This is a genomic window from Pseudomonas oryzagri (assembly GCF_020831405.1).
GTDB classification, from domain to species: Bacteria; Pseudomonadota; Gammaproteobacteria; order Pseudomonadales; family Pseudomonadaceae; genus Geopseudomonas; species Geopseudomonas oryzagri.
The window spans coordinates 233,191-249,906 of sequence record NZ_JAJHPU010000019.1; the positions used below are offsets into that span (position 1 = coordinate 233,191).

17 protein-coding genes and 1 pseudogene are annotated in these 16,716 nt (G+C 69.6%); 12 read left to right on the forward strand and 6 right to left on the reverse strand.

Features of this window, described 5'->3' with window-relative positions:
• Positions 1 to 10 precede the first annotated feature (10 nt).
• Positions 11 to 409, reverse strand: coding sequence for a hypothetical protein (locus tag LMJ29_RS08930; RefSeq protein ID WP_229605173.1), 399 nt, complete (start codon positions 407 to 409; stop codon positions 11 to 13).
• A 190-nt stretch (positions 410 to 599) separates the two neighbouring features.
• On the opposite strand from LMJ29_RS08930, the gene LMJ29_RS08935 reads away from it, so the two are divergent.
• The 4 genes from LMJ29_RS08935 (at position 600) to LMJ29_RS08950 (ending at position 4,086) form a co-directional block, all read left to right on the forward strand.
• Positions 600 to 848 (forward strand): DUF2933 domain-containing protein, encoded by a 249-nt coding sequence (locus tag LMJ29_RS08935; RefSeq protein WP_229605174.1) that lies wholly within the window; start codon positions 600 to 602, stop codon positions 846 to 848.
• 3 nt (positions 849 to 851) lie between these two features.
• A complete protein-coding gene (locus LMJ29_RS08940) occupies positions 852 to 3,266 on the forward strand; it encodes a heavy metal translocating P-type ATPase (protein ID WP_264758822.1) in 2,415 nt (804 codons plus the stop codon).
• Between the two features lie 82 nt (positions 3,267 to 3,348).
• On the forward strand, positions 3,349 to 3,615 hold the full coding sequence (locus tag LMJ29_RS08945; protein ID WP_229605175.1) for a heavy-metal-associated domain-containing protein: 267 nt from the start codon (positions 3,349 to 3,351) through the stop codon (positions 3,613 to 3,615).
• Positions 3,616 to 3,639: 24 nt separating this feature from the next.
• Positions 3,640 to 4,086: a DUF411 domain-containing protein gene (locus LMJ29_RS08950; protein WP_229605176.1), complete on the forward strand. Its 447-nt coding sequence runs from the start codon at positions 3,640 to 3,642 to the stop codon at positions 4,084 to 4,086.
• A 54-nt stretch (positions 4,087 to 4,140) separates the two neighbouring features.
• On the opposite strand, the gene LMJ29_RS08955 is transcribed toward LMJ29_RS08950, so the two are convergent.
• The 4 genes from LMJ29_RS08955 to LMJ29_RS08970 all read right to left on the reverse strand — a co-directional run bounded on the left by LMJ29_RS08955 (position 4,141) and on the right by LMJ29_RS08970 (position 6,922).
• Positions 4,141 to 4,647: a TPM domain-containing protein gene (locus LMJ29_RS08955; protein ID WP_229605177.1), complete on the reverse strand. Its 507-nt coding sequence runs from the start codon at positions 4,645 to 4,647 to the stop codon at positions 4,141 to 4,143.
• Positions 4,641 to 5,486 carry a TPM domain-containing protein gene (locus tag LMJ29_RS08960; RefSeq protein ID WP_229605178.1) on the reverse strand — a complete coding sequence of 282 codons (846 nt, stop codon included), beginning with the start codon at positions 5,484 to 5,486 and terminating at the stop codon, positions 4,641 to 4,643. The genes LMJ29_RS08955 and LMJ29_RS08960 overlap by 7 nt, the downstream gene beginning before the upstream one ends.
• The gene (locus LMJ29_RS08965; protein WP_229605179.1) at positions 5,486 to 6,121 is read right to left on the reverse strand and encodes a LemA family protein; all 636 of its coding nucleotides are present in this window, start codon (positions 6,119 to 6,121) and stop codon (positions 5,486 to 5,488) included. The genes LMJ29_RS08960 and LMJ29_RS08965 overlap by 1 nt, the downstream gene beginning before the upstream one ends.
• 102 nt (positions 6,122 to 6,223) lie before the next feature.
• Positions 6,224 to 6,922: an NUDIX hydrolase gene (locus LMJ29_RS08970; protein WP_229605180.1), complete on the reverse strand. Its 699-nt coding sequence runs from the start codon at positions 6,920 to 6,922 to the stop codon at positions 6,224 to 6,226.
• Between the two features lie 272 nt (positions 6,923 to 7,194).
• Between LMJ29_RS08970 and LMJ29_RS08975 the strand changes: the two genes are divergently transcribed.
• The 3 genes from LMJ29_RS08975 to nadE are packed head-to-tail and all read left to right on the forward strand — an operon-like array spanning position 7,195 to position 9,884.
• Positions 7,195 to 7,839, forward strand: a complete 645-nt coding sequence (locus tag LMJ29_RS08975) for a nicotinamidase (protein ID WP_229605181.1) — start codon at positions 7,195 to 7,197, stop codon at positions 7,837 to 7,839.
• Between the two features lies 1 nt (position 7,840).
• On the forward strand, positions 7,841 to 9,055 hold the full coding sequence (pncB, locus tag LMJ29_RS08980) for a nicotinate phosphoribosyltransferase (protein WP_229605182.1): 1,215 nt from the start codon (positions 7,841 to 7,843) through the stop codon (positions 9,053 to 9,055).
• A gap of 1 nt (position 9,056) precedes the next feature.
• Positions 9,057 to 9,884 carry an ammonia-dependent NAD(+) synthetase gene (gene nadE / locus LMJ29_RS08985; protein WP_229605183.1) on the forward strand — a complete coding sequence of 276 codons (828 nt, stop codon included), beginning with the start codon at positions 9,057 to 9,059 and terminating at the stop codon, positions 9,882 to 9,884.
• A gap of 19 nt (positions 9,885 to 9,903) precedes the next feature.
• Here nadE and LMJ29_RS08990 read toward each other — a convergent pair whose 3' ends face one another.
• Positions 9,904 to 10,968 (reverse strand): HD-GYP domain-containing protein, encoded by a 1,065-nt coding sequence (locus LMJ29_RS08990; protein WP_229605184.1) that lies wholly within the window; start codon positions 10,966 to 10,968, stop codon positions 9,904 to 9,906.
• Positions 10,969 to 11,409: 441 nt separating this feature from the next.
• Here LMJ29_RS08990 and LMJ29_RS08995 point away from each other — a divergent pair.
• The 5 genes and pseudogenes from LMJ29_RS08995 (at position 11,410) to LMJ29_RS09015 (ending at position 16,591) form a co-directional block, all read left to right on the forward strand.
• A pseudogene (locus LMJ29_RS08995) lies at positions 11,410 to 12,205 on the forward strand (copper resistance protein B).
• 157 nt (positions 12,206 to 12,362) lie between these two features.
• The gene (locus tag LMJ29_RS09000) at positions 12,363 to 14,297 is read left to right on the forward strand and encodes a copper resistance system multicopper oxidase (protein WP_229605185.1); all 1,935 of its coding nucleotides are present in this window, start codon (positions 12,363 to 12,365) and stop codon (positions 14,295 to 14,297) included.
• An 11-nt stretch (positions 14,298 to 14,308) separates the two neighbouring features.
• Positions 14,309 to 14,653: a hypothetical protein gene (locus LMJ29_RS09005; RefSeq protein ID WP_229605186.1), complete on the forward strand. Its 345-nt coding sequence runs from the start codon at positions 14,309 to 14,311 to the stop codon at positions 14,651 to 14,653.
• 247 nt (positions 14,654 to 14,900) lie between these two features.
• Positions 14,901 to 15,860: a copper resistance protein B gene (locus LMJ29_RS09010; RefSeq protein WP_377655568.1), complete on the forward strand. Its 960-nt coding sequence runs from the start codon at positions 14,901 to 14,903 to the stop codon at positions 15,858 to 15,860.
• A gap of 8 nt (positions 15,861 to 15,868) precedes the next feature.
• Positions 15,869 to 16,591: a c-type cytochrome gene (locus tag LMJ29_RS09015; RefSeq protein WP_229605187.1), complete on the forward strand. Its 723-nt coding sequence runs from the start codon at positions 15,869 to 15,871 to the stop codon at positions 16,589 to 16,591.
• Positions 16,592 to 16,716: the final 125 nt, after the last annotated feature.

Below are 16,716 nucleotides of genomic sequence, written 5' to 3' on the forward strand. Positions count from 1 at the left end.
GGCGGCCGGCTCAGGGTTTGCTCAGCATCTGGCGATGCGCGCGCAACTGCTCGAGCATCTGCTCCATGTGCTGGATACGCAGGTCCACCTGCTCCACCGTCTCCGGCCCCATGCCCATCCCTGCTCCACCCATCCCCATTCCCTGACCACCGGCCATGCCCATGCCATGATCGCCAGCCATGCAGCCGCCCATGCCCTGCATGCCGCGGCCCATGGCCTGCCAGTGCTGTTCCATCAGCTTCTTGCGCTCCTCGGGCGTCTTGCCGGCCATCCAGCCCTGGTGAAGCTTTTGCATCTCGGTGATGTGCTGTTGCCACTGCTGCTCGGGAGTCGCCGCCGGGTCTTGCGCCCAGGTGGCGCCGCTGGCCGCCAGCAGCAGGATGCCGGCGCAAAGGATCGATCGGTTCATCTGCAAGCCCTCTTCTCGGCAGGATGAGAACTTCACTCTAGACCGGCCCAGCGCAGGCGCCGCAAGCTGACGGAAATGTAATCCGCCACTCAGCCTGCGGTAAGGAGCGGCCGGCTAGGCTGGGAGGGTGCGTTGCTCCGTCCGGGCATCGCCGCTTGCGGACGCCGTTTCTTTCAGGAGATCCCACGCCATGCGCCAAACCAGTTCCCGCGGAGAACCCTCCCCCTCCTTCTGGCGCGGCAAACCCGGCATCGTGCTGGGCATGCTTGCCGTCATCGCGCTGTTCTACGTGGTGCGCGAGCATTACGCCCATGCCGTGGGGCTGCTGCCCTACCTGATCCTGCTGCTCTGCCCGCTGATGCACCTGTTCGGTCACCACCACGGCGGGCACGCCCACCACTCCCGGCAGGACAGCGATTCGAACGAGAAAAGGAACTAGCGGATGCCCACCTCCCCGCCCGAGCATCACCCGCACGCCCGCGCGCAAACTTCCGCAACGCCGCTGCGCGATCCGGTCTGCGGCATGACCGTCGACTCCGACAGCCCTCACCACATCGCCTACCAGGGCCAGCATTTCCACTTCTGCAGCCAGCACTGCCTGGACAGATTCCAGCGCGAGCCGCAACGCTACCTGCCCGCGGCTCCGGCGCAGCCCGCCGCACCCAGCGGGCACCACGGCCACGCGGGGCACACGGCCCACGCAGCAGCCGCCGCGCCGGTTCAGCCGGCGGACTCGACACCCGCCGGAAACGCCGGCACCGAATACACCTGCCCGATGCACCCGGAAGTGCGCCAGATCGGCCCGGGTACCTGCCCCAAGTGCGGCATGGCGCTGGAGCCGGTACTGCCCGAGCTGGAGGAAGAGGAAAACCCGGAACTGCGCGACTTCACCCGGCGCTTCTGGTGGACCCTGCCGCTGACCGTGGTCGTCACCCTGCTGGCCATGGCCGGCCACCGGCTGATGCTGTTCCACGGCGCCACCCAGAACTGGGTCGAGCTGGTCATCGCCACGCCGGTCGTGCTGTGGGCGGGCTGGCCGTTCTACGTGCGCGGCGTGCGCTCCATCGTCCAACGCAGCCCGAACATGTGGACGCTGATCGGCCTGGGTACCGCCGCCGCCTACCTGTACAGCCTCGCCGCCACCCTGGTGCCCGAGGCCTTCCCGGCGACCTTCCTGATGGACGGGCGCATCGGCGTGTACTACGAGGCGGCGGCGGTGATCATCTCGCTGACCCTGCTCGGCCAGATCCTCGAACTCAAGGCGCGCTCGCAGACCTCGGCGGCAATCCGCGCGTTGCTCGGCCTGGCGCCGAAGACCGCGCGCCGGCTCAACGCCGACGGCAGCGAGGAGGACATCCCGCTCGCCCACGTGCACGTCGGCGACCGCCTGCGCGTGCGCCCCGGCGAGAAGGTGCCGGTCGACGGCCAGGTGCTGGAGGGCGAAAGCGCGCTGGACGAGTCGATGCTCACCGGCGAGCCCGTGCCGGTGACCAAGCGCGCCGGCGATACGCTGATCGGCGCCACCCTCAACACCCACGGCAGTCTGGTGATGCAGGCGCAGAAGGTCGGCAGCGCCACCATGCTCGCGCAGATCGTGCAGATGGTCGCCCAGGCCCAGCGCTCCAAGGCGCCGCTGCAACGCCTGGCCGACGTGGTGGCCGGCTGGTTCGTGCTGGCGGTGATCGCCATCGCCCTGCTGACCCTGCTGGGCTGGGGCCTGTGGGGACCGCAGCCGAGCTGGGTGTTCGGCCTGATCAACGCGGTGGCGGTGCTGATCATCGCCTGCCCCTGCGCGCTGGGCCTGGCCACGCCGATGTCGGTGATGGTCGCCACCGGCAAGGCCGCCACCAGCGGCGTGTTGTTCCGCGACGCCGCCGCCATCGAGCACCTGCGCAAGATCGACACCCTGATCGTCGACAAGACCGGCACCCTCACCGAGGGCCGGCCGGCCTTCCACAGCGCTCTGGCCGCGCCCGGCTTCGCCGCCGACGAGGTGCTGCGCCTGGCCGCCAGCCTCGACCAGGGCAGCGAACACCCGCTGGCCCACGCCATCGTCGAACACGCCCGCGCCCAGGGGCTGGCGCTGGCCACGCCGCAGGCCTTCGAGTCGGCCTCCGGCATCGGCGTGCGCGGCCAGGTCGAGGGGCGTCGCCTGCTGCTGGGCAACACCACGCTGCTGCAGGAAGGCGGCGTCGCCGTCGAGCCCCTGCAGGCGCAGGCCGAGGCGCTGCGCGGCGAAGGCGCCAGCATCATGTATCTGGCGGCGGACGGCGCGCTGGCCGGCCTGCTGGCGGTGGCCGACCCGCTCAAGCCGACCTCACGGCAGGCGGTCGAGCGTCTGCAGGCCGACGGCGTGACGGTGATCATGGCCACCGGCGACGGCCTGACCACCGCCCGCGCGGTGGCGCGCGCACTGGGCATCGCCGAGGTGCACGGCGAGGTCAAGCCGCAGGACAAGGAACGCCTGGCCGCCGCCCTGCAGCAGCAGGGCCGCCGCGTGGCAATGGCCGGCGACGGCATCAACGACGCCCCGGCGCTGGCCCGCGCCGACGTCGGCATCGCCATGGGCACCGGCACCGACGTGGCGATGAGCAGCGCCCAGGTCACCCTGGTCAAGGGCGACCTGCTCGGCATCCTGCGCGCGCGCAGCCTGTCGGTGGCCACCGTGCGCAACATGCACCAGAACCTGGCCTTCGCCTTCTTCTACAACGCCTTGGGCATCCCGCTGGCCGCCGGCCTCCTCTACCCGCTGACCGGCCACCTGCTGTCGCCGCTGATCGCCGCGCTGGCGATGAGCCTCAGTTCGGCGTCAGTGGTGGGCAATGCCCTGCGCCTGCGCCAGATACGCATCGATTGAAAAGCCCTTGACCTTGCCACGAGGGCAAGGTCAAAGATGATCACAAGGCCGGGCTGGACCGGCCACCTGCAAGGAGTTCACCATGAGCACCATCGAACTGAACGTCCAGGGCATGACCTGCGGTGCCTGCGTGCGCCACGTCAACGCCGCCCTGCAGCCGCTCGCCGGCGTGGAGGCGGTCGAGGTCGACCTGCAGGCCGGCCGCGTGCGCGTCAGCGGCGCCGCCGACGGCATGGCGCTGCTCGCCGCCCTCGACGACGCCGGCTACCCGGCACAACTGGCCACCCCGGCCACCGCAGCCAACCCGGCGAAAAGCGGCGGCTGTGGCGGCGGTTGTGGCTGCCACTGATCCCCTTCGCCCAGGAGTCCTCCGATGAACAACCGACTGCGCATCGCCGCCCTCGCCTTCCTGCTGCTCGGCGGCGCGGCCCAGGCCGCCGACGACCTGACCATCGACGTGCACCGCGACGCCAACTGCGGCTGTTGCAAGGAATGGATCAAGCACCTGGAGGCCAACGGCTTCGCCGTGCGCGATCACGTCGAGCCGGACATGAGCGCGGTCAAGCAGCGCCTGGGCGTGGCGCCGCGCCTGGCCTCGTGCCACACCGCAGTGATCGACGGCAAGTTCGTCGAGGGCCACGTGCCGGCGGCGCAGATCCTCGAACTGCGCAACCGCCCCGACCTGCTCGGCCTCGCCGTGCCCGGCATGCCGGCCGGCTCGCCGGGCATGGAGTACGGCGACCGCAAGGATGCCTACCAGGTGATCGGCCAGACCAAGGCCGGCAAGGATGTGGTGGTGGCCGACTATCCGGCCAAGTGATCCCACCGCCTGAGCGGAGCCGGCAGCGCGTGCCCCTCGACCGCGCGGCGCCGCTCAGAGCAGCACCGGGCTGTCCGGCAGCTGGGTGCCGCCCTCGGCGCCGGCCGGATAGTTGAGGACCAGCAGACGGGTCAGCGCGCGGATGCCCTCCAGCGCGCCCGTCTCGTAGCGGCCGTCGTGGAAGGCCTGCTCCATGCCGTGACAGATGTCCTGCCAGTCCCGCGCGCTCACCCGCGCATCGATGCCGCGGTCGGCGACGATCTCCACGTCGCGCTCGGCGAGCAGCAGGTAGACCAGCACGCCGTTGTTGTGCTCGGTGTCCCACACCCGCAGCAGGGAGAACACCTCGAGCGCTCGCTCGCGCGGCGTCTGGCCGCGCAGCAGCGCGGCCATCGGTAGCGCCCCTTCCACGGCGAAGCGGACCTGGCCGCCGTGCAGCCGCTCGCTGGCGGCGATCTCCGCGCGGATCGCCTCCAGAACGGCCGGCGCGAACGCCCGGCGCAGTTGCCAGGGGGTCACCGACAGGTTGCGGAGCAGGCGTCCGCCATCGCACTTCACCATCGTCCCGACGCGCCTCCGCCGCCGAATCCGCCGCCACCCCCACCGAAACCGCCCCCGAAACCGCCCCCCGAGCGACCGCCACTGTGCCAGCCACCGCCCGGGCCGGCGCCGCCGCCGAGGAGCACGAACACGAAGGCCATTCCCCCGGCGACCAGGGCGATCGCCAGCGTTCCCGCCAGCAACCAGGACAGCACGCCCACCCCGGCGCCGCCCAGCAGGGCCGCCGGCAGGCGGCCGAACAGCGCGCGCAGCAAGCCGCCGAAGACGAACACCAGCATCATCAGCGGCAGCAACTGGGAGAAGTTACCCGACGGCCCGTCCGCCGCCTGGCGGGGTGGCGGCAAGGGCTCGCCGCGCACCACCGCGATCATGCGCTCGATACCGGCGTCGATGCCGGCGTAGAAGTCGCCCTGCTGGAAGCGCGGCACGATGATCTCGCTGATGATGCGCTTGGCGGTGGCATCGTTGAGCGCCCCTTCCAGGCCATAGCCCACCTCGATGCGCAGGGTGCGGTCGTCGCGTGCCACCAGCAGCAGCGCACCGTCGTCCACCTTGCCGCGGCCCAGCCGCCACTGCTCGGCTACCCGCAGGGCAAACTGCTCGATGCTCTCCTCGCCGGTGGTGGGCACGATCAGCACGGCGAGCTGGCTGCCCTTCTCCGCCTCGAAGGCCGCCAGCTTGCGCTCCAGGGCGGCGACCTGGTCGCTGCTCAGCGTCCCGGTCAGGTCGGTGACCCGCGCGGTCAGTGGCGGCACCGCCACCGGCGCGGCCCAGCCCGGCAGGACCAGGCCGAGGAGCAGCGCCAGCAGGCCGGCGCGCGCGGCAGCGACGAGGTTCATCAGTAGCCCGGCTGCGGCTTGGCGGGCGGCGTCGGCTGGGCCGGCGGGGTGCCGAAGTCCACCCGCGGCGGGGTGGAGATGGCGCGCTCGTCCTCGACGGTGAAGTTCGGCTTGACCTTGAAGCCGAACACCATCGCCGTCAGGTTGGTGGGGAAGCTGCGCACCGTGACGTTGTAGTCCTGCACCGCCTTGATGTAGCGGTTGCGCGCCACGGTGATGCGATTCTCGGTGCCCTCCAGCTGGGCCTGCAGGTCGCGGAAGGCGGCGTCGGCCTTGAGCTGCGGGTAGTTCTCCGCCACTACCAGCAGCCGCGACAGCGCGCTGGTCAGCTGGCTCTGGGCGGCCTGGAAGCGGGCGAACGCCTCGGGATCGTCGACCAGTTCGGGCGTCGCCTGGATGCTGCCGACCCGCGAGCGGGCCTCGGTGACCTGCGTCAGCACTTCCCGCTCGTGGGCGGCGTAGCCCTTCACCGTATTGACCAGGTTGGGCACCAGGTCGGCCCGGCGCTGGTACTGGTTGATCACCTCGGACCAGCTCGCCTTGACCTGCTCGTCGTTGCTCTGCAGGGTGTTGTAGCCGCAGCCGGAGAGGCCGAGGGCGATCACCACGAGCAGCAGGCTCCTCAGTTTGCGCATGTGCATTCTCCCGGAATGAGTGGGGGGCTGACATGCAGGTATAGCAGCCGGCGGCCGGCCGTGGCCTGAAGTAGGCCAATGCAAAGACGCGCGGCGCGGCGCTCAGGCCAGCAGGCTGCGGTCGAAGACGAATGCTTCGCCGCACGGCGGGCAGTGTTCGTAGACGGCCTGTGGCCGGCCCATCGGCGGCTGGTTCTTCTCGCCGGTGTCGCGGATCCAGCCCTGGCTCTTCATCTTTTCCAGCCGCCCGCGCAGGGTGGTGTGCTGCACCGCCTGCCCCAGGCAGGCGTCGAAGGCCGCCAGCGCCTCGCCGACGGTGAAGCGCGGTTCGAGCAGGTACAGCGGCAGTGCGGTGTACACCGCCTTGCCGGCCAGCCGCTCGGCCACCCGGCGCACCAGCTGGGCATGGTCGAAGGGCAGCGGGAAGCCGCCGTCGCGGACCTGGGCGAGCGGCACGAAGCGCAGATCGGCGTCGCTGCAGGTGGTCTGCGGCGCCAGCAGCGCCAGGTAGTAGGTGGTGATCGACCAGCCGCGCGGGTCGCGCACGTCGTTGCCCTCGGTGCCGACCTGCTCCAGATAGGCCGGCTCGATATGCGCCTTGAAGGTCAGCGCCCGCGTCACCGCGTCCTCCAGGGTGCGGTCCTCCTGCAGGCCATTGATCAGCACGCCCGGCAGCGCCCACTTGCCGGGATAGGGGATCTCGTCACTGTCCGGACGGCGCTTGAGCAGCACCTCCAGACCGTCCGCGCCCAGGCGCAGCGCCACTATGTCCACGCTGGCCAGGATTTGTGCCGAATTCATCCGTCCTCCCGCACGTCGATGTTATCCATCCGTATTCTGCCACTTTTTACGCAACAAGAAATAACCCCCTTGGCGGGCGTCGCCGGCGGAGCCTCTTTGTAGGGGCGAATTCATTCGCCTGCCGAGGCTACGCAGGCGAATGAATTTGCCGCTGCAGGTGGGGCACCCCCAGCCCGTGTAGCTGGCGTGGGCGCTATCTCTCTCCAACCAATGCTTGACTACTTATTTCACAAGGTGAAATATATAACCACACCCCAGCCGAGACCACGGCCATGCGCATAGCCAGCTTCGATGTCGATGCCCAGAAAGGCTTCACCCCGCTCTGCCCCGACGAGCTGCCGGTGCCCGACGGCGACCAGATCGCCCCGGCGCTCAACCATCTGGCGAGCAAGGCGCAACTGCGCCTGGGCAGCAAGGACGCGCACAGCCCGGCGGCGGCCTGGCGGGTCGACAGCCATGCGCAGATGCTGCAGCCGCTGGACCTGGCCAACGCCGACCTGACCTGGGTCAGCCACTGCGTCGCCGGTACGCCCGGCTTCGAGCTGCTCGACGCGTTGCCGGCGCCAATGGACTATGACTTCTTCGTGTGGAAGGGCATCGAGCCGGATCTGCACCCCTACGGCGCCTGCTACCACGACCTCGCTGAGCGGCGCAGCACCGGGGCCATCGAGTTCCTCCGCCAGCAGGCGGTCGAGCTGGTGCTGGTCGGCGGCCTGGCGCTGGACTACTGCGTGCGCACCACCGCCCTGCAGCTGCGCCGCGCCGGGTTCGCGGTCGGCATCTACCTGCCGGCCTGTCGCGCGCTGGCCGAAGACAGCGGCCGCCGTGCGCTGGCCGAGCTGGAGGCCGCCGGCGTCGCCCTCTACCCCACCGCGCAGGCGCTGGACGCCGCCTTCGCCACCGTCCGGGAGCACTGAAATGGCCGAGAGCGTATTCGCCGAGCGCATCGTGCAGAGCCTGCTCGATACCGACTTCTACAAGCTGTCGATGATGCAGGCGGTGCTGCACAACTATCCCAACGCCGAGGTGGAGTGGGAATTCCGCTGCCGCAGCGACGAGGACCTGAGCCCCTATCTGCCCGAGATCCGCCACCAGCTCGAGCGCCTCGAAGAACTCGCCATGAGCGCCGACCAGCTGGCCTTCCTCGAGCGCATCCCGTTCCTCACCGCCGACTTCCTGCGCTTTCTCGGTCTGTTCCGCTTCAACCTGCGCTATGTGCACACCGCCGTCGAGGATGGCCAGCTGGCGATCCGCGTGCGCGGTCCCTGGCTGCACGTGATCCTCTTCGAGGTGCCGCTGCTGGCCATCGTCAGCGAGGTCAGGAACCGCTATCGCTATGGCCAGGTCGCGCTGGAGCAGGTCGCCGAGCGCCTGTACGCCAAGCTCGACGCGCTGCGCGAGGCCGCTTCGGCCGAGGAGCTGGCCGGCTTCCAGCTGGCCGACTTCGGCACCCGCCGGCGCTTCTCCTACCGCACCCAGGAAGAGGTGGTGAACATCCTGCGCCACGACTTCCCCGGCCAGTTCGTCGGCACCAGCAACGTGCATCTGGCGCGCGAGTACGGCCTGCGGCCGATCGGCACCATGGCCCACGAGTGGCTGATGGCCCACCAGCAGCTCGGCCCGCGACTGATCGACAGCCAGCGCGCCGCGCTGGACTGCTGGGTGCGCGAGTACCGCGGCCTGCTCGGCATCGCGCTGACCGACTGCATCACCATGGACGCCTTCCTCGCCGACTTCGACCTGTACTTCGCCAAGCTCTTCGACGGCCTGCGCCACGACTCCGGCGACCCGCTGGCCTGGGCGGAGAAGGCCATCGCCCACTACGAAAAACTCGGCATCGACCCGCTGAGCAAGACCCTGGTGTTCTCCGACGGCCTCGACTTCCCGCGCGCGCTGGCCCTGTATCGCCGCCTGCGCGGGCGGATCAACGTCAGCTTCGGCATCGGCACCAGCCTGACCTGCGACATCCCGGGGGTGACACCGACCAACATGGTGATCAAGATGACCGCCTGCAACGGTCAACCGGTGGCGAAGATCTCCGACGCGCCGGGCAAGACCCAGTGCCGCGACCCGAACTTCGTCGCCTACCTGAAACACGTGTTCCGCGTCCCCAACGCCCCAGAAGGAGCCTGAGATGAATCAACTGCAGCAACGCATCGCCGAAGACCTCGCCGTGGTGCCGCCCTTCGCCGATGCCGCCGCCGAGCTGGCGGAAATCGAGCGACGCAAGACCTTCATCAAGAATTGCCTGCGCGAGACCGGCCTCAAGGTGCTGGTGCTCGGCATCAGCGGCGGGGTCGACTCGTCGACCGCCGGGCGCCTGGCCCAGCTCGCCGTCGAGGAGCTGCGCGCGGAAACCGGCGATGCCGGCTACCGCTTCATCGCCGTGCGCCTGCCGCACGACAACCAGCACGACGAGGCCGACGCCCAGGCGGCCATGCGCTTCGTGGCCGCCGACGAGGAGCAGACGGTGAACATCGGCGACGCGGTGCGCGGGCTGGTCGACCAGGTCGCCGCGCTCGACCCGCTCACCCCCGGCCTGCGCGACTTCGTGGTCGGCAACGTCAAGGCGCGGGTGCGCATGGTCGCCCAGTACGCCATCGCCAACGCGCGCTTCGGCCTGGTGATCGGCACCGACCACGCCGCCGAGGCGGTGATGGGCTTCTTCACCAAGTTCGGCGACGGCGCCTGCGACCTGGCGCCGCTGACCGGGCTGGTCAAGGGCCAGGTGCGCGCCCTCGCCGCTCGCCTCGGCGCCCCGCACCAGCTGGTGCACAAGGTGCCGACCGCCGACCTCGAGGAGCTGCGCCCCGGCCGTCCCGACGAGGAGGCCCACGGCGTCAGCTACGCCGAGATCGACGCCTTCCTGCACGGCCAGCCGGTGTCGGAGCGCGCGGCGGAGATCATCCAGCGCACCTGGGCGAACACTGCGCACAAGCGCGCGCTGCCGAAGGCGCCCTGAGACTCGCCAGACCTGCCGGTCAGTCGCCCCACAGCATGCGCAGGTTCTCGAAGCCCTCGAACATGCGCCGGTCCATCAACGCGACCAGCTCGGGATCGAACTGCCGGCCGGACTGCTCGCGGATGTACAGCTGCGCCTCCTTGGGCGTCCACGCCGGCTTGAACGGACGCTCGGCGCGCAGGGCATCGTAGACGTCGCAGAGCGCGACCATGCGCGCCGAGAGGGGGATGGCGTCGCCCTTGAGGCCGTGGGGATAGCCGCTGCCGTCCCAACGCTCGTGGTGGTAGCGGGCGATCTCCGCGCCCAGCTGCAGCAGCGCGTTGCCAGACACGTCGCTGAGGAACTGGTAGCCCAGCTCGGTATGCCGCTGCATGACCTGGGTTTCCTCATCGTCCAGCGGGCCGGGCTTGAGCAGAATGCGGTCGGGAATGCCGACCATGCCGACATCGTGCATGGTCGCCGCCTGGCGCAGCTGGTTGACCCACGGCGGCGGGCAACCGTAGGCACGGGCCAGCAGCGCGGCGGTCTCGCCGATACGGATCATGTGGTGGCCGTTCTGGTTGTCGCGGTACTCGGCGACCCGCACCAGGCAGCGGATGACCATTTCCGTGGTGCGCTGCACTTCCCGCGTGCGCTCCTCGACGCGCTTCTCGAGCAGGCGGCGCTCCCTGTCCAGCTCGATGCGGGTGCGCCACAGGCCGAGGTGGTTGCGCACGCGCAGCAGCAGCTCCAGATGGTCGACCGGCTTGCACAGGTAATCGCTGACGCCCAGGTCGAGCGCGCGCCGCCGGGTGTCGACATCGTGACGACTGGACAGCGCGATGATCGGCTGGCTCTCCGGCAGATACTTGCGCAGCAGGCTGAGGATCTCGAAGCCGCCGGGCCGCGCCAGGTCGAAGTCGAGCAGCAGCAGGTCCCAGGGATTCTCCAGCAGCCACGGCAGGCCCTGGGCGGTTTCGCTGAACACCCGGACGTTCTTCAGGCCGGCGGCATCGAGCGCCCCCACCAGGAGGTTCAGCTCGCTCCCGGGCGCCTCGAGCAGCACGATATTGGCCTGGCGCAGGTGTTCGGGAATGTTCAGCATGGGCTTCCGTCCTTTGAAATCGACTGCCTTCTGCTGCGAGGGTGTGGATTTTCCGCGGACGGGTCAAGCCGTCGAGGGCGTTAGCTCGATCTGTTCGGCATTTTGCCCCCGCGCCAGGCTGGAAAGGCCGTTGCAGAGGGGCGCTGCGGCAAAACCGGCCGACCCCGCCGGCTCGGCCATCCGACCCGGTCGCCGCCTGCTTCCCAAGAACGAGCCGACCGGTTCCCAGGTAGCGTAGCCGCCGCCCCGCCGGCATACGATCATGCCGCCCCCGGACGGGCCGGCCCGCACCTAACCGGAATCGCCCCTCGCTGGCCATGGAGCCCGAACGTGCGCCCTGCCCCGGCCAGCTGCCAGGCCGGACCGCCTCGCGGGCCCACCGGCAACGCCAGCGCAGCGTCGCCATGCCGGGCGCCGCTGCCGCATCACTGCCGCCGGCCGCTGCAGCGGGGGCCTCGCCATGTTCCGGGAAGACCGCACAAGAATGACAAGGAGATCCACCATGACCACCCGCCTCCAGCGCCCCTCCCTGGGCGCCACCGGCCTGGCCGTCGGCCTGCTCGCCGCCCTGCAACTGCCCCAGGCGCTCGCCCAAACCACCCCGCAAGACGGTCTCGATTACGAATTCCTCGCCGAACGCCTGGAATGGCAGGATGCCGACGAGGGCAACGCGCTGCACTGGGACCTGAACGGCTGGATCGGCGGTGAAGTCGACCGCTTCGAGCTCAGATCCGAAGGCGAGCGGGTCGACGGCCACACCGAGGAAGCCGAACTGCAGGCGCTGTGGAGCCATGCCATCGCGCCCCGCTGGTCGACCGTGGCCGGTGCGCGCCAGGACTTCAAGCCCGGCGAGCCGCAGACCTGGGCCGCCCTGGGCGTGCAGGGCGAGCCGCTGGACGACCTGGAGACCGAGTTCACCGCCTTTCTCGGCGAAGCCGGGCAGAGCGCCGCGCGCCTGTCGGCCGAATACGACATCGAGCTGACCGACCGCCTGGTCCTGCAGCCGCTGGCCGAGGTCAACCTGTACGGCCAGGACGACGAGGAGCGTGGCGTCGGCTCGGGCCTCGGCGAGGCCGAACTGGCCCTGCTGCTGCGCTACGAGGTCTGCCAGCAGTTCGCTCCCTACCTCGGCGTGAACTGGACGCGCGCCTACGGCAACACCGCCGACCTGCTGCGCGAGGAGGACGAGGACGTCAGCGAAACCAGCCTGGTCGCCGGCGTGCGCTTGCAGTTCTGACCTCTGCCCCGTCCAAGCTGACAAAACTGTAATCTGCGTCTCAGCTTCCCGACAGCTCGCTTTCGCTATGGTGACGGCCATAGCCAAGGAACGCCGCCCCCAGGGGCCGCGTTGGGTGCCCCGCAGGGGCGCCTTCGACTGACGGGGCAGGAACAGCATGCAACCTCTGACTTCACGACGAACCTTCATCAAGGGCCTGGCGGCCGGCGGCGTGCTCGCCGGCCTCGGCCTGTGGCGCCAGCCGGTGTGGGCGCTGACCAGCCCCGGCCAGCCCACCGTGCTGGCCGGCAGCCAGTTCGACCTGAGCATCGACGAGCTGCCGGTCAACTTCACCGGGCGCGCACGTACCGCGATGGCCATCAACGGCAGCCTGCCGGCGCCGCTGCTGCGCTGGCGCGAGGGCGATACCGTCACCCTGCGGGTGCGCAACCGCCTGAAGGAGGACACCTCGATCCACTGGCACGGCATCCTCCTGCCGGCCAACATGGACGGCGTGCCCGGCTTCAGCTTCGCCGGCATCGCCCCCGACGGCATGTACGAATACCGCTTCAAGGTGAAGCAGAGCGGCACCTACTGGTATCACAGCCACTCCGGCTACCAGGAGCAGCTCGGCGTCTACGGCCCGCTGGTGATCGACCCGCTGGAGCCGGAGCCCTTCCAGTACGAGCGCGACTACGTGGTGATGCTCTCCGACTGGAGCGACGAGCACCCGGCGCGAGTACTGGCCAAGCTGAAGAAACAGGCCGACTACTACAACCAGCACCGCCGCACCGTCGGCGACTTCATCCGCGACGTCGGCGAGCGGGGCTGGAGCGAGACCGCCGCCGAGCGCTGGGCGTGGGCGAAGATGAACATGAGCCCCACCGACCTGGCCGACGTGACCGGCGCCACCTACACCTACCTGCTCAACGGCCAGGCGCCGGACGGCAACTGGACCGGCGTGTGCCAGCCCGGCGAGCGTGTGCGCCTGCGCCTGATCAACGCCTCGGCGATGACCTACTTCGACTTCCGCATCCCCGGACTCAAGCTCACCGTGGTGGCGGTCGACGGCCAGTACGTCGAGCCGGTGGAGGTCGACGAGATCCGCCTGGCCGTGGCGGAAACCTACGACGTGATCGTCACCCCGGATGCCAGCCAGCAGGCCTGGACGCTGTTCGCCCAGGCCATGGACCGCAGCGGCTACGCCCGCGGCACCCTGGCCGTGCGCGAGGGACTGAGCGCGCCGGTGCCGCAGCCCGATCCGCGGCCGACGCTGAACATGGCCGACATGGGCCACGGCGATCATGGCGCCCACGGCGCGGCGAGCGCGCACGGCGGCCAGGACGCCGCGGCGGCAGGCATGGCGGGCATGGATCATTCGGCCATGAACCACGCAGGCATGGATCACTCGGCGATGAACCACGGGGACATGGATCACTCCGCCATGGCCGGCATGGACCATGGCCAGATGAGCGCGATGGATCACAGCCAGATGGCGGGCATGAACCACGCGGGCAGCGTGCCGCCGGCGACGGCGGAGCACGCCGGCATGGATCACTCGGCCGGGCAGCAGGGCCGCGACACGGCGATGCCGAGTCATCCGGCCAGCGAAGCCGGCAACCCGCTGGTCGACATGCAGACCATGATGCCCAGCGCCAAGCTCGACGACCCCGGCATCGGCCTGCGCGACAATGGGCGCCGCGTGCTGACCTACGCCGACCTGCGCAGCCGCTTCGCCGATCCGGACGGCCGCGAACCGGGCCGCACCGTCGAGCTGCACCTGACCGGCCACATGGAACGCTACTCCTGGTCGATCAACGGTGTGGAGTTCGCCAACGCCGAGCCGCTGCGTTTCAAGTACGGTGAACGACTGCGCATCGTGCTGGTCAATGACACGATGATGCATCACCCGATCCATCTTCACGGCATGTGGAGCGACCTCGAGGACGAGCGAGGCGACTTCAAGGTTCGCAAGCACACCCTCGACATCCCGCCCGGCTCGCGCCGCAGCTACCGCGTCACCGCCGACGCCCTCGGCCGCTGGGCCTACCACTGCCACCTGATGTACCACATGGACCTCGGCATGTTCCGCGAGGTCATCGTCGACGAATGAGGAAAGACCCCATGACCATCCAGTTCAAGCGCAAGTCCCTGATCGCCAGCACCCTCGCCCTCGGCCTGTTCGCCACCCTGCAACTGCCGCAAGCACTGGCCAAGGACAAGGGCAACGACCGCGCCGAACCGAGAATGCAGCATGGCGACATGATGAATCACGGCCAGCGGGGCGACGCGCAGCGCTCCGAGAGCGGCACCGCCCACTACAACTCCGATCGCGACCGGGCCATGCAGCAGATGAATCGCAACCAGGGCCAGATGGACCACGGCAACATGGGCAGCGGCCGGATGAACCACGGCAGCATCCCGCCCGCCCCGGGAAAAGGCAAAGGACACAATGACAACCGCTACTAAGCACTTCTGCGCCCTGGCCCTGAGCCTGGGCATGATCGCCGCCGCCCAGGCGGCGACGCCGGAGGATCACTCGAGCCATGCCGGGCATCGGGAGGCCGCCCAGGCCCCCGAGCCGGCTGCGGCCGACGAGCACGGCGCGCACCACCGGCAACCCGCGGCAGGCGCCCCGGCCCCGGCCGCGGCGAGCCCGGAAATGCCGATGATGGACCACGGCCAGATGGATCATGGCGACATGAGCCACGAGCGGATGATGCAGATGCACCAGCAGCATATGCAGCAGATGCGGGACGGCCAGATGGACCATGGCGGCATGAGCCACGAGCAGATGATGCAGATGCACCAGCAGCATATGCAGCAGATGCAGGACGGCCAGATGGACCATGGCAGCATGAGCCACGAGCAGATGATGCAGATGCATCGGCAGCACATGGACATGCAGGCCCAGCCGCAGACGGCTCCGCCGGCGGATCACCAGGGCCACCACCCCGCCGGCTCCCCGGATGCGCCGGTGCCGCCGCTGACCGACGCCGACCGCGCCGCCGCCTTCCCCGACCTGCCGCCGCACGCCATGCACCGGGGCGGCACCCAGTACCTGTTCCTCGCCGACCGTCTGGAATGGCAGGATGCCGACGACGGCAGCGCGCTGAGCTGGGACCTGAGCGGCTGGATCGGCGGCAACATCGACCGCCTGGCCTTCCGCTCCGAGGGCGAGCGCCTCGACGGCCATACCGAGGAAGCCGAACTGCAGCTGCTGTGGAGCCACGCCATCAGCCCCTGGTGGGAAACCGTGGCCGGCGTGCGCCAGGACTTCAAGCCCGGTTCGCCGCAGACCTGGGCCGCCTTCGGCGTGCAGGGTATGCCGCTGTACGGCCTGGAGACCGAGGCCACCGCCTTCCTCGGCGAAGGCGGACAGAGCGCGGCGCGCCTCAATGCCGAGTACGACATCCTGCTCACCAACCGGCTGATCCTGCAGCCCGTCGCCGAGCTGAACCTGTATGGTCGCAACGACGAGGAACGCGGCGTCGGCTCGGGGTTCAGCGATGCCCAGCTGGGCCTGCGCCTGCGCTACGAGATCCGCCGCGAATTCGCTCCCTATATCGGCGTGAACTGGACGCGCGCCTACGGCAACACCGCCGACCTGCTGCGCGACGAGGGCGAAGACGTCGAAGAGGCGCGGCTGGTGGCCGGTGTCCGCTTCTGGTTCTGAGACAGGCCATGAAAAGAACGATAACCACCCTGACGCTGGCCGGCCTTGTCGCAGGCGTGATCGGCGCCGGCGTCATCTGGTCGGGCCTGATCAACGTCGGCGCCGACGATCCGCACCTGGAGAGTGTCCACGCCCTGTTGCGCGCGACGCGCGAACGCTCGATCGCGGTGCGCGCCCGCGACATCCCGGTCCCCGACCTCAACGACGCCGAGTTGATCCGCCGCGGCGCCGGCAACTACCACTCGATGTGCATCGGCTGCCACCTGGCGCCGGGCATCGAACCCACCGAGCTGAGCCAGAACCTCTACCCGGCGCCGCCCAATCTGGCGCAAATCGGCGCCAACGGCAGTCCGTCCACCGCGTTCTGGATCATCAAGCACGGCATCAAGGCCACCGGCATGCCGGCCTGGGGCAAGAGCATGGGCGACCAGCACATCTGGGAGATGGTCGCCTTCCTGCAGCAGCTGCCGAAACTGGACGCCGCCCAGTACCGCGCCCTGGTCGCCGCCAGCGACGGTCACTCGCACGGCGGCGGGGAAAGCCGGATGCACGACCACAGCCAGCAGCACGACCACCCCGGTACCGCGGACCCCACGCCTGCCCCGCCGGCGTCGCACCACGACGGCGGCCACGCGCATGAGCCCGAGCAGGCAGCGGGCGCAATGCCGCCTGCTACCGGGGAGAAGAAGGTCCACGTGCATGCCGACGGCAAGGAGCATGTGCATCACTGATCCCGGAAACGGCAAGGCAGGCCAATCGCAGGAACGGATCAGCCGCTGCAGGGGCGAATTCACACGCCATAATGCCTCGCAAGAGCGAATGAATTCGTCCCCGCAGGAGGGGACGGCCGGGGGAG

Coding starts and splice junctions, on each gene's coding strand:
- LMJ29_RS08930 (WP_229605173.1), bottom strand. CDS start 409: ATGAACCGATCGATCCTTTGCGCCGGCATCCTGCTGCTGGCGGCCAGC.
- LMJ29_RS08935 (WP_229605174.1), top strand. CDS start 600: ATGCGCCAAACCAGTTCCCGCGGAGAACCCTCCCCCTCCTTCTGGCGC.
- LMJ29_RS08940 (WP_264758822.1), top strand. CDS start 852: ATGCCCACCTCCCCGCCCGAGCATCACCCGCACGCCCGCGCGCAAACT.
- LMJ29_RS08945 (WP_229605175.1), top strand. CDS start 3,349: ATGAGCACCATCGAACTGAACGTCCAGGGCATGACCTGCGGTGCCTGC.
- LMJ29_RS08950 (WP_229605176.1), top strand. CDS start 3,640: ATGAACAACCGACTGCGCATCGCCGCCCTCGCCTTCCTGCTGCTCGGC.
- LMJ29_RS08955 (WP_229605177.1), bottom strand. CDS start 4,647: ATGGTGAAGTGCGATGGCGGACGCCTGCTCCGCAACCTGTCGGTGACC.
- LMJ29_RS08960 (WP_229605178.1), bottom strand. CDS start 5,486: ATGAACCTCGTCGCTGCCGCGCGCGCCGGCCTGCTGGCGCTGCTCCTC.
- LMJ29_RS08965 (WP_229605179.1), bottom strand. CDS start 6,121: ATGCGCAAACTGAGGAGCCTGCTGCTCGTGGTGATCGCCCTCGGCCTC.
- LMJ29_RS08970 (WP_229605180.1), bottom strand. CDS start 6,922: ATGAATTCGGCACAAATCCTGGCCAGCGTGGACATAGTGGCGCTGCGC.
- LMJ29_RS08975 (WP_229605181.1), top strand. CDS start 7,195: ATGCGCATAGCCAGCTTCGATGTCGATGCCCAGAAAGGCTTCACCCCG.
- pncB (WP_229605182.1), top strand. CDS start 7,841: ATGGCCGAGAGCGTATTCGCCGAGCGCATCGTGCAGAGCCTGCTCGAT.
- nadE (WP_229605183.1), top strand. CDS start 9,057: ATGAATCAACTGCAGCAACGCATCGCCGAAGACCTCGCCGTGGTGCCG.
- LMJ29_RS08990 (WP_229605184.1), bottom strand. CDS start 10,968: ATGCTGAACATTCCCGAACACCTGCGCCAGGCCAATATCGTGCTGCTC.
- LMJ29_RS09000 (WP_229605185.1), top strand. CDS start 12,363: ATGCAACCTCTGACTTCACGACGAACCTTCATCAAGGGCCTGGCGGCC.
- LMJ29_RS09005 (WP_229605186.1), top strand. CDS start 14,309: ATGACCATCCAGTTCAAGCGCAAGTCCCTGATCGCCAGCACCCTCGCC.
- LMJ29_RS09010 (WP_377655568.1), top strand. CDS start 14,901: ATGATGCAGATGCACCAGCAGCATATGCAGCAGATGCGGGACGGCCAG.
- LMJ29_RS09015 (WP_229605187.1), top strand. CDS start 15,869: ATGAAAAGAACGATAACCACCCTGACGCTGGCCGGCCTTGTCGCAGGC.